Origin of the sequence: Prauserella isguenensis (assembly GCF_014191605.1) — a bacterium.
Lineage (GTDB): Bacteria > Actinomycetota > Actinomycetes > Mycobacteriales > Pseudonocardiaceae > Prauserella > Prauserella isguenensis.
In genome coordinates this window covers 772,393-783,994 of sequence record NZ_JACHWU010000003.1, presented here as the reverse complement: position 1 = coordinate 783,994, position 11,602 = coordinate 772,393, and the positions used below count along the sequence as shown (strand labels likewise).

8 protein-coding genes are annotated in these 11,602 nt (G+C 69.8%); 7 read left to right on the top strand and 1 reads right to left on the bottom strand.

The window, feature by feature from the left end; all coding sequences use genetic code 11:
- Positions 1-368 precede the first annotated feature (368 nt).
- The 4 genes from tkt (at position 369) to FHS23_RS16285 (ending at position 5,890) form a co-directional block, all read left to right on the top strand.
- Positions 369-2,501 (top strand): transketolase, encoded by a 2,133-nt coding sequence (tkt, locus tag FHS23_RS16300; protein ID WP_183655932.1) that lies wholly within the window; start codon positions 369-371, stop codon positions 2,499-2,501.
- Positions 2,502-2,736: 235 nt separating this feature from the next.
- Positions 2,737-3,312: a 6-phospho-3-hexuloisomerase gene (hxlB, locus tag FHS23_RS16295; RefSeq protein WP_183656245.1), complete on the top strand. Its 576-nt coding sequence runs from the start codon at positions 2,737-2,739 to the stop codon at positions 3,310-3,312.
- Positions 3,313-3,456: 144 nt separating this feature from the next.
- A complete protein-coding gene (glpX, locus tag FHS23_RS16290) occupies positions 3,457-4,437 on the top strand; it encodes a class II fructose-bisphosphatase (RefSeq protein ID WP_183655929.1) in 981 nt (326 codons plus the stop codon).
- 70 nt (positions 4,438-4,507) lie between these two features.
- The gene (locus FHS23_RS16285; protein WP_183656243.1) at positions 4,508-5,890 is read left to right on the top strand and encodes an ATP-dependent 6-phosphofructokinase; all 1,383 of its coding nucleotides are present in this window, start codon (positions 4,508-4,510) and stop codon (positions 5,888-5,890) included.
- An 84-nt stretch (positions 5,891-5,974) separates the two neighbouring features.
- On the opposite strand, the gene FHS23_RS16280 is transcribed toward FHS23_RS16285, so the two are convergent.
- Positions 5,975-6,721: an IclR family transcriptional regulator gene (locus tag FHS23_RS16280; protein WP_343054008.1), complete on the bottom strand. Its 747-nt coding sequence runs from the start codon at positions 6,719-6,721 to the stop codon at positions 5,975-5,977.
- A gap of 383 nt (positions 6,722-7,104) precedes the next feature.
- Here FHS23_RS16280 and mtrA point away from each other — a divergent pair, with 383 nt between their 5' ends.
- The 3 genes from mtrA to FHS23_RS16265 are packed head-to-tail and all read left to right on the top strand — an operon-like array spanning position 7,105 to position 11,568.
- Positions 7,105-7,782 carry an MtrAB system response regulator MtrA gene (gene mtrA, locus FHS23_RS16275; protein WP_221219550.1) on the top strand — a complete coding sequence of 226 codons (678 nt, stop codon included), beginning with the start codon at positions 7,105-7,107 and terminating at the stop codon, positions 7,780-7,782.
- 7 nt (positions 7,783-7,789) lie between these two features.
- Positions 7,790-9,589, top strand: coding sequence for a sensor histidine kinase (locus tag FHS23_RS16270; protein ID WP_183655921.1), 1,800 nt, complete (start codon positions 7,790-7,792; stop codon positions 9,587-9,589).
- A 38-nt stretch (positions 9,590-9,627) separates the two neighbouring features.
- Complete coding sequence (locus FHS23_RS16265; protein ID WP_246382361.1) at positions 9,628-11,568, top strand: LpqB family beta-propeller domain-containing protein; 1,941 nt, start codon at positions 9,628-9,630, stop codon at positions 11,566-11,568.
- Positions 11,569-11,602: the final 34 nt, after the last annotated feature.

Sequence of the window (11,602 nt, the reverse complement as noted above, 5' to 3'; positions counted from 1 at the left end):
GGTGGCGGTGGCCGGTGGGGCGATCTACAACGCTCCGGACCCGGGCGTGGCCGCCCGCGAACTCCGCAAGCGCGCCACCGCCTGACCCAACCCCCCCCTTTTTTTTCAGGCCGCGTGTGCCCACAGCACACCCCCCCACGACAGGCCCGACGCCACGACCTTCCGGTGAACGCGCTTGGTCGCCGAGCCGGAAGTCTCGTGGCGATCGGGCCGTGGAACTGATCCGCCGATGTCGCGAGAACCGACCGCTCGCTTCCGTTCGATCGGTGGGACGAGATTCTCCGGAAACGATCGCGTGGCGGAGTCCACGCCTGCCGCCCGCTTCCGTGGAAATCAAGAAAAAACGAAATCAACAGGAGTGCGTTTCGATGGCAGCAAACGAGTCGGTCTCGGACCACCGGGTGACCCAATCAGCTGACGAGGTTGTTCGCTTGACCACCAAGCGGATCCCCGACGACTGGACAGAGCTGGACCAGCGCGCGGTGGAGACGGCTCGGGTGCTGGCGGCGGACGCGGTCGAGCAGTGCGGGAGCGGGCACCCCGGCACGGCGATGAGCCTCGCCCCCGTCGCGTACGCGTTGTTCCAGCGGGTCATGCGGCACGACCCCGACGACGCGGAGTGGATCGGCCGGGACCGGTTCGTACTGTCGGCCGGGCATTCGAGCCTCACCCTGTACATTCAGCTGTTCCTCTCCGGCTACGGCCTCGAACTCGACGACCTGAAGGCGTTGCGCACGTGGGATTCGCTGACGCCGGGACACCCCGAGTACGGCCACACCACGGGCGTGGAGACCACCACCGGCCCGCTCGGTCAGGGGCTGGCCAACGCGGTCGGCATGGCCATGGCCTCCCGCCGCGAGCGCGGGCTGTTCGATCCCGATGCCGAACAGGGCACGAGCGTCTTCGACCATCAAGTCTACGTGATCGCCTCCGACGGCGACATCGAGGAGGGCGTCACGTCCGAGGCGTCGTCACTGGCCGGAACCCAGCAGCTGGGCAACCTCACGGTGATCTACGACAGCAACGAGATCTCGATCGAGGACGACACGCACATCGCGCTGTCCGAGGACACCGCCAAGCGTTACGAGGCCTACGGCTGGCAGGTACTCACGGTGCACGGCGGTGAGGACGTCACCGGATTCCTGCACGCGGTGGAACAGGCCAAGCTGGAGACCACCCGGCCGACCCTGATCGTGCTGCGCACCGTGATCGGGTATCCGGCACCGACCAAGATGAACTCCGGCAAGGCGCACGGTGCGGCGCTGGGCGGCGAGGAGTTGGCGGGCCTGAAGCGCACGGTCGGCTTCGATCCGGAGCGGACCTTCCAGGTCGACGACGACGTCCTGCGTCACACCCGTGAGGTGGCCGCGCGGGCGAGGGCCGACCACGAGAAGTGGCAGCTCGAGTTCGACGCCTGGGCACGGAGCAATCCCGAGCGCAAGGCGCTGCTGGACCGCCTCCGCTCGCGCGAGCTGCCCGCCGGGTGGGCCGACGAGCTCCCGGTGTGGGAGCCGGACGAGCAGGGTGTCGCCACGCGCAAGGCATCGGCCGCGGTGCTGGCGAAGCTCGGCGACGTGCTGCCGGAGCTGTGGGGCGGTTCCGCGGACCTGGCGGAGAGCAACAACACCACGATCAAGGGTGCGGACTCGTTCGGCCCGGCCGAGATCTCCACGAACGCGTGGAAGGCACAGCCCTACGGCCGTACGCTGCACTTCGGCATCCGTGAGCACGCGATGGGTTCGATCCTCAACGGAATCGCGCTGCACGGCGGAACCCGTCCGTACGGCGGTACCTTCCTGATCTTCAGCGACTACATGCGCCCCGCGGTCCGGCTGGCTGCGCTCATGCGGCTGCCGGTCGTCTACGTGTGGACGCACGATTCGATCGGTCTCGGCGAGGACGGCCCGACCCACCAGCCCGTGGAGCAGTTGGCCTCGCTGCGGGCCATTCCCGGCCTGTCGATGGTGCGGCCGGCCGACGCGAACGAGACCGCGCATGCCTGGAAGGCCGTGCTCGAGGACACCGGCGGCCCGGCAGGGCTGGCGCTGACCAGGCAGAACGTGCCGACCCTCGAAGGGACGTCGGCCGAGGGTGTCGTCCGCGGCGGTTACGTACTGGCCGAGGCGTCCTCCGGCAGTCCCGAGGTGGTGCTCGTCGGCACCGGATCCGAGGTGCAACTGGCGGTCGAAGCCAGGGACGTGCTCGAGGCCGGCGGCGTGCCCACGCGGGTCGTGTCGATGCCGTGTGTGGAGTGGTTCGATCGCCAGGACCGGTCCTACCGGGAGCGGGTCCTGCCTCCGTCGGTGCGTGCCAGGGTGGTCGTCGAGGCCGGAATCGCGCAGCCGTGGCACCGCTTCGCCGGGGACGCGGGCGAGATCGTGTCGTTGGAACACTTCGGCGCCTCGGCCGACTTCAAGACGCTGTTCAGTGAGTTCGGCATCACGGCAGAGGCCGTGGTCGAGGCGGCGCGCCGCAGCCTGCAGTCGGCGCGTTCGAGCTGAGGCCGGCGGGGCCCGTCGCGGGACTCGCGGGCAGTATTCGTTATCCAAATCAGGCGATAGTGGCTGTAAATGCCGTGAACCTTGCCGCCCGTCGAGTCGGTGGCAGACCATTGTTGTGGCTTTCTTGGCCGTCCGGTCGACGGTTCTTGCCGGTGGTTCGTAATCCATATCGGGCAAGTTCCCGGTGAATGTCGCCCGGTTCCGAAAGTGGAGGGAAATTCCGTTGACGAAGTCGATGCCGAAGAAGCTTGATGACGCTCTTTTCTCGGACGCGACACGTGCTGTCGTCGGTGAGGTGGACAGGGTGAGCGGCGCGGTGCAGTCCGCGGCGTGGATTCGGGCGGGTGCCCTGTTGCTCGAAGCACCTGCTGTGTTCACCATCGGGACCGGACGGAGCGGACTGGCCCTGCAGATGGCCGCGATGCGGTTCATGCACCTCGGGCTGGCCACGCACGTCGTCGGCGAGACCACCGCCCCGGCCATCGGGCCGAACGACGTGCTGGTCGCGGCCTCGGGTTCCGGGGGGACGAAGCGCGTGGTCCGAGCGGCGGAAACCGCTCGTGAGCAGGGTGCCGAGGTGATCGCACTGACCACGGCTCCCGAATCGGCGCTCGCGAGGGCCGCGACCGAGGTGCTCGTGGTGCCTGCGGCGGACAAGCAGGACTTCGACGGGAACGCCTCCGTCCAGTACGGGGGCAGCCTCTTCGAGCAGTCCGTACTGCTGATCACCGACGCGCTGTTCCACGCTCTGTGGAAGACCAGCGGGACGCAGGCGCGTGAACTGTGGCGCCTCCACGCGAATCTCGAGTGAGCGTGAGCGCCGGTATCGCCACGATTCATCGATCTTTCGAAAACACGCACGTGCGGTCCGTTCGGCGGGTCCGCGTGCTCGGTCGATCGCGAGAACTCGCGATCTCGATGTGCTGACTCCACCCGCACCGAACAGGAGACCATGATGCAGTCTCAAGATGAGATCGCACCGGTGAATCGTGGCGATATCCATGCGCTGGAGGCCGTGGCGCTCGAGGCGACCCGGAGTGCCGCGATCGCCAGCTACGAGTGGGTCGGCCGTTACGACCAGGACGCGGCCGACGCCGCGGCCACCCGGGCCATGCGGGAGGCGCTGGCCGCCGCGCCCGGGCGAGGGACGGTCGTGATCGGGGAGGGTGAGAAGGACGACGCCCCGATGCTGTTCAACGGCGAGGTCGTGGGTAACGGATCCGGCCCCGAGTTCGACATCGCCGTCGATCCGCTCGAGGGCACGTCGTTCTGCGCGAAGGACCTTCCCGGCGCGCTCGCCACGATCGCCTTCGGACAGCGCGGGACCCTGTGGTCGCCGGGGCCCGGGTTCTACATGGACAAGATCGTGGTGCCGCCGGAGGCGAAACACAGCATCGATCTCGACGACCCGCCGGAGCAGACCCTGATCAAGGTCGCCAAGGCTCTCGGCAAACAGGTCGACGACCTGCGTGTCATGATCATGGACAAGCCGCGGCACAAGAAGCTCATCGAGCGTGTGGTGCAGGCCGGTGCGTCGGTTCAGACGCCGGCGGGCGGTGACGTCGGGGGCAGCCTGGCGGTACTCCTGCCGACGCTCGACGTCGACCTGCTCCTTGGTGTCGGCGGCACCCCCGAAGGGGTCATGACGGCTGCGGCGGTCGGCGCTCTGGGCGGGGGCATGCTGGGTCGCCTGGCTCCTCAGCGTGACGAGGAGACGGACGCCATCCGCGCGGCCGGGATGTCGCTCGACCGCATCTACAGCTGCGACGAGCTCGTGGCGGGCGACGCCTTCTTCGTCGCCACGGGCGTCAGCGGCGGCAACCTTCTCGGGCGGCCACAGACCCACGTGGGCGGGACGACCGCCGAGTCGCTGCTGATCTCGCGGAACCAGATTCGCCGCATCGCACACACGACGTTCGACGAGGCCGCGGGGTAGATCGCATCGGTTCCGCTGCTGAACCCGCCGCGACGTGGACGCCATACTCGACTACGACCAGGGAGCTCCGGTGACGCTGTATCTGGACGACCTCCGCGTTCGTCATCTCGGCGAGTGTCGTTATGATTCGCCGCTCTCCGAGATGCTCACGACGAAACAGACCTCTCCGCACTACGTCGCGGAGGGCGACCGCGTCCTGCTCGAGGACACCGTGTCCATGCTGGCCGGGCACGACGTTCCTCCCGAACAGGTCCCGAGTTTCGAGGGCGCGGGTCCCCGCAAGAAGATCTACTTCGACCCCTCCTCGGTCACCGCCGGAATCCTCACGTGCGGCGGACTGTGCCCGGGGCTCAACAACGTCATCCGTGGGCTCGTGCAGGAACTCGCCGTGCACTACAAGGTGAAGCGCATTCTCGGGTTCCGGAACGGCCTGCGCGGCCTGACGTCCGAGTACCGCGAGGACACGGTCGAGCTGACCCCGGACCACGTCCGCGACATCCACAATGCAGGCGGCACGATCCTGGGCAGCTCGCGCGGCAACCAGGACCCCGACGAGATGGTCGACAGCCTCGTCGAACACGGCGTCGACGTCCTGTTCGTCATCGGCGGCGACGGCGGTATGCGGGCAGCGACGTGTCTCAGCAAGGCGATCGAGGCACGCGGGCTCGACATCTCCGTCATCGGTGTGCCGAAGACGATCGACAACGACCTGCCCTTCACCGATCAGTCCTTCGGGTTCCAGAGCGCGTTCGCCAGCGCGATGGACTTCATCTCGTCGGTGTCGGTCGAGGCCGCGGCCAGCCCGAACGGTGTCGGACTCGTGAAACTGATGGGCCGACATTCGGGGTTCATCGCCGCCTACGCCGCCCTGGCGGCCAACGGTGCCGACATCGTCCTGATCCCGGAGATCCCGTTCACGCTCGACGGGCCGGACGGGCTGCTGGCCTACGTCGAGCAACACGTGCGGAAGAAGGGCTACGTCGTCATCGTGCTCGCCGAAGGGGCGGGACAGGAGCTGCTCGAGGAGCCCGACCTGGCGCATCGGAACGGCAAGGCGACCGACGCGTCCGGAAACGTCAAGCTCGGCAAGATCGACGATCTGCTGAAGGAGCGCATCACCGACCACCTGACCGCGGTCGGCCTCGCCCCCACGATGCGCTACATCGACCCGAGCTACGCCATCCGCAGCGTCGTCGCGAACGCCTACGACAGCGTCTACTGCCTGCGGCTGGCCCATGCCGCGGCGCACGCGGCCATGGCGGGCCGGACGGAGGTCGCGGTCGCGCGATGGCGACGGCGTTTCGTGCACGTGCCGTTGTCGTTGATGACCAGCCGCCGGAACCAGGTCGACCCCGACGGCGACCTGTGGATGTCGGTGCTCGAAACCACGTGCCAGCCTGCGGAGTTCGGCGCGCAGCGGGAGCGCGAGAAGGTCCCCTCGGGATTCTGCTGAGTCCGGCAGGCGCGGGCCACCACTGTCGTCAGCGGTGGCCCGCGCCCGACCCGTGACGGTGCCGGGCCGAGGAGGCGCGGCGTGTCACGTCGGGAAGTGGCCGAGCTGGCCCGACAGCTCCATCGCCGCGTCGCGCATCGGGCCGATGATCTGCCGGATGCGCTGGCGGGACAGCCGGTACGACGGGCCGGAGGCGCTCATCGCCGCGATGACCGAGCCGCCGTCGCCGTGGATCGGCACCGCCACGGCGTGCAACCCGAGCTCGAACTCCTCGAAGCACGCGGCGAAACCGTCGTCGGCGATACGGCTGAGCTCGGCGGTCAGCTCGTCGGGGGCGGTCGTGGTGCGGGGCGTGTACTCCTCGAGCCGGTCGCGAAGCATCTCGCGCCGCTGCGCGGGCGGCATGTACGCCAGCAGCACCTTGCCGCTGGACGTGGCGTGCAGCGGTGTGCGCCTGCCCGTCCAGTTCTGTGCCGTGATCGACGCCGACCCGACGGCCTGGCTGATGTTGATCGCGATGCCGCCGTCGGCGACCGCGATGTTGACCGTCTCGCCGAGCGAGTCGGCGAGCCCCTGACAGGTCTGGTTGCCCAGCTTCGCCAGGTCCATCCGGCCGGTCGCGGCGCCGGCGAGCCGGACGATCCCCAGCCCGATCTGGTACTTGCCGCGGTCGCTGACCTGCTCGACGAGATTACGCATCTCCAGGGCGGATACGAGTCGCGACGCGGTGGACTTGTGCACGCCCAGTTCGTCGGCGATCTCGGTGATGCCCGCCTCGCCGTCCTTGGCGAGGTGCTCGAGGATGCTCACCGCGCGGTCGACGGACTGCACCGGACTCCTCGGTTCGTCGGCCGTAGCGCGCTCCGCGGTATCCTCGGCCGGACCGTGCTCCGGGGCGGGTTCGGGCGTGAGGCCGGCCCCGGCAGGACCGCCGATGCCCTGCGGAATGCCGTGAGAGTTCCGGGCGGCGGGGGAGGCAGCGTCGGAGTTCCGCATAACGCAACAGTAACTCCTGTATCGGCGAGAATCGCCCCTTTAGCGGTAGATGTGAGTTATCACCTTATCAACGCTCGCGCAGCCGCTCGCGCGAGTAATCGTCCGACACCCCTGTGGTTCATACCGTTACTCCGTTCGGACCAGTTGTCGACCGACTCGGACACGCCGAACCAGGGTCTCCCGCAGTCGCCGGTGAGCGCAGTGCGAATATGTGGGCCATGAAGGCACGTGTGCTGGTCGTCGACGACGACCCCGCTCTCGCGGAGATGCTGACCATCGTGCTGCGCGGCGAGGGCTTCGAGACCGCGGTGGTCTCCGACGGTTCCCGCGCGCTGTCGGCGTTCCGCGAGATGAAGCCCGACCTGGTGCTGCTCGACCTCATGCTGCCGGGGATGAACGGCATCGACGTCTGCAAGGCCATCCGGGCCGAATCGGGTGTCCCGGTCGTCATGCTCACGGCCAAGAGCGACACGGTCGACATCGTGCTGGGCCTCGAATCCGGCGCCGACGACTACGTCGTCAAGCCGTTCAAGCCGAAGGAACTCGTCGCGCGCGTGCGCGCCCGGCTGCGTCACAACGACGGCGAGCCCGCCGAGTCGCTGGTCATCGGGGACCTCACCATCGACGTTCCCGGCCACCAGGTGACCCGCGGGGGAGAACCGATCTCGCTGACCCCGCTGGAGTTCGACCTGCTCGTGGCGCTGGCCCGCAAGCCGAGGCAGGTGTTCACCCGCGAGGTGCTGCTCGAGCAGGTGTGGGGCTACCGGCACGCGGCGGACACGCGGCTCGTCAACGTCCACGTGCAGCGCCTGCGGTCGAAGGTGGAGCGCGACCCTGAACACCCCGAGGTCGTGCTGACCGTGCGCGGTGTGGGCTACAAGGCGGGCCCACCATAATCGGCTCATGAGAGATCGCCTGAGCGGCCTCGGCGGACTGCTGCTGGGGCTGGCCCGCCGCGTCGCGGCGTTCGGGCGGCGGAAGAGCACCGCGTTCGGCGAGCTGTGGCGCCATTCGTTGCAGTTCCGCGTCACGGTGTCGACGTTGGCGATGTCGGCCGCGGTCGTGTTCGTGCTCGGCATGGTGCTGCAGAACCAGATCACCGACCGGCTCATGACCACCAAGGAGGAGGCGGCGACCGCGCAGCTCGACGCGGTGGTGCGCACGGTCGAGAGTGAGCTCGTCGGCGACGCGGGTCAGGATGACGCCCTGCGCGAACGGCTCACGAACGCGGTCAACCGGATCACCACCAGTTCGGTCGCGGCGCAGGACGCGGCCAGTTCGGCCGCGGGCACGTTCGAACCGGTGCTCGCCGCGGGGGATCCGGAGCGGCCCGCGAGTCGCACGGTGTTCGCGGGGCCGTACGACAAGGTCTCGGGCCGGTTGCGCGGGTTCGTCGAGAACAACACGCCCGCCAAGGAGTTCCACACCGCCGACGGCACGACCTACCTCGCGATCGGCGCCCCGATCACGACGACCACCCGGCCGTTGCAGGTCTACCTGCTGTTCCCGCTCACCTCGGAGCAGAACACGGTCGCGACGGTGCAGAACACGCTGGTCGTGGGCAGCTTCGCGCTCCTGGCACTGTTGGCCGGCATCACCAACATCGTCGTGCGGCAGGTCGTCCAGCCCGTGCGGCGGGCTGCGGGTGCGGCGGAGCAGTTCGCACACGGTGAGCTGGACCGCAGGCTCGAAGTCGTCGGTGAGGACGATCTGGCGAAACTGGCCGTCGCCTACAACGAGATGGCGGCCAGCATCCAGCGGCAGATCCGGCAGCTCGAGGAGTTCGGCGAACTGCAGCGGCGGTTCACCTCGGACGTCTCGCACGAGCTGCGGACGCCGCTGACCACGGTCCGCATGGCCGCCGATGTGCTGCACGCCTCGCGCGAGCAGTTCCCAGCGGGGTTGGCCCGGTCGACCGAGCTGCTGACCGACGAGCTCGACCGGTTCGAACAGCTGCTGGCCGACCTGCTGGAGATCTCCCGGCTCGATGCCGGTGTCGAGGAGCTGTCGTCGGAGGTCGCCGACGTCCGGCCGATCGTCGAGCGCGCCGTGGAACAGGTGAGCGGACTCGCGGAGTCGATGGGCAGCGCCATCGAGGTCGACCTGCCGGACGGGCCGGTCGAGGCCGAGGTGGACGCCCGGCGTATCGAACGCATCCTGCGGAACCTGCTGGCCAACGCCCTCGACCACGGTGAGGGCAGGCCGGTGCACGTGCGCCTCGCCTCCACGGAGCGGGAAACGCCGCCGGTCGGGGAGGCCGCGGGCGAGCACGCGGGCGTGGCCACCCCAGTGGCCGACGGCACGTCCGGCGCCGTCCCCGGTGGAACGTCCGGTGCAGCGGACGAGTGGCCCGGGGCCGTGGCGATCACGATCCGCGACCAGGGCATCGGCCTGCGTCCCGGCGAGTCCGAGCTCGTGTTCAACCGCTTCTGGCGCGCCGACCCGTCGCGGAACCGGCGGACCGGTGGCACGGGACTGGGTCTGGCGATCAGCCAGGAGGACGCGCGCCTGCACGGTGGCACACTCGACGCGTGGGGCGAGCCGGACCGCGGGTCGTGCTTCCGCCTCACGCTTCCGCGCAAGGTCGGCGGATCGTACGCCGCGAACCCGCTGCCCTTGCCGCCCGAGGACGTGGGCCCGACCGCAGGCGTCGACGGTGACCGCGACGTCCGGCCCGACGTGCAACCAGGGGAGACGGTGTGACGACACAGCATTCGCGCGGCCCTACGCGCCTCCGTCGGATGCGTGCGTGGGCCGCACTGGGGCTGGCCGCCCTGGTGGCGAGCGGCTGCGCCGCGATCCCGGCCGAATCGCAGCCCGAGGCGCTGCCCCAGCAGCAGCGGGGACAGCAGACCGAGGCCGTACCCGAACCCGCGCCGGGACTGGACCCGCTGTCGGTCGTGCGGGAGTTCGTGGAGGCCAGCGCCGAGCCCGCCAGCGACTACGCGGCCGCCCGCGCCTATCTGTCGCAGCGGGCCCGCAAGGAGTGGCAGCCCGACCAGTCGGTCGCCGTGATCGAGGACGAGTTCAGCACCGTCTTCGCCGCCGCGGACGGGTCGCGGGCGCCCGCCACGAGCAGTCCCGACAGCGAACCCGGCGAACGCCGGGACGAGCGCGGCAACGGCGACGAGACCCGGACCGGATCCCCGGGTGACGACGCGGGCGCGGAGCAGGCACCCCCGGCCACACCCGCGCAGGAGACGGGGTCGGCGACGGGGCCCTCGCCCACCGTGCCGGACGGTGCGGCCTCGGACGGTGCGACCGCGTCGAAGGCGCCGGACGAACAGATCGTCACGGTCCGCGGCGGGCACGTCGGCAGGTTGGCGGCCGACAGCTCCTTCATCCCCGCCGACGACGCCGTCGAGCAGAACGTGCGCCTGCGCAAGGAGAACGGCGAGTGGCGCATCGTGGACCCGCCGCAGAGCGTGCTGGTCACGATGTCGGACTTCGACGAGACCTACTTCCGTGTGCCGGTCTACTTCTTCGCACCGGAGTCGAACGTGCTGGTGCCCGATCTGCGCTACGTCGTGGCCAGTCCGCAGTCCGGGCTGCCCGCCCGGGTCGTCGACCTGCTGCTGGCGGGCCCGTCGGACGGACTGACCGGGGCGGTGCGCAACCCGCTGGGCGAGAACGCCTCGCTCGAAACGAATGTGACGACCACCCGGGACGGCGCACTGGCCGTGCCGCTCACCGGCGTCGCCGACCGCAGCGGCCACGACAAGGAACTCATCGCGGCCCAGGTCGTGCGGTCACTGCAGACGGTGACGACGAGCCGGGTCCGGCTGCTGTCCAACGGCAGCGCACTGGTGCAGGGCCACCGCGACTGGCGGCCCGGTGAACTGCCGTCCTACCAGGCCGCGGCGACGCCGAGTTCCGACCTTCCCGGACTCATGGTCGCCGACGGCCGGGTGTTGTCCCTCGGCAACGGCCAGCCGATCCCAGGACCCGCCGGGTCGAGACGGAACGTGCGGAGCGCGGCCCAGTCGCTCGGCGGCGACCAGTTGGCGGTCGTCGAACGGGCACGGCAGGGCGTGCGGCTGCGGGTCGGGCCGTACGGCGAGCAGGGCCAGGCCGTGGACCTGGACGCCAGCAGCATGACGCGGCCGACGTGGGTGCCCGCGACCTCCCGCAGCGAACAGTCGCGCGAGGTGTGGACGGTCGTCGGCGGGGACCGCGTGGTGCAGGTCGTCACCGACGCCGAGGGCCGGTGGGTGACACAGTCGGTCAACTCGTCCGAGATCAACCCGATCGGCAACATCGACGCCCTGCGGTTGTCGCGGGACGGCACCCGCGCGGCGATGGTCATCGGCGGCAAGGTCGTCGTCGCGGCGGTGGTGCGAGACGACGACAGTCGCGCCTCGGTGGCCCTGCGTGCGCCGCGGGTGCTGCAGGGTGACGAGCTCGACGACGCGGTCGCGCTGGACTGGACGGGGCAGGACGCCCTGGCGGTCGCCACACAGTCGGAGTCGAGTCCGGTCGTGCGCGTGCCGCTCGACGGGCTACGGATCGATCAGTTCAACAGCTCGAACCTCATCGCGCCCATGCGCGGGATCACCGCAGCGCCCGGCAGGCCCACGGTGGTCGCCGACGCGACAGGGCTGTGGACGGCGAGCGACCTCGGCGACGTGTGGCGCCCGCACGACCAGCGCGGTTCCTCGGCCGTGCCGTTCTATCCCGGCTGACGTCCGCCGGCACCGCGGCGACCGCCGGAACCGC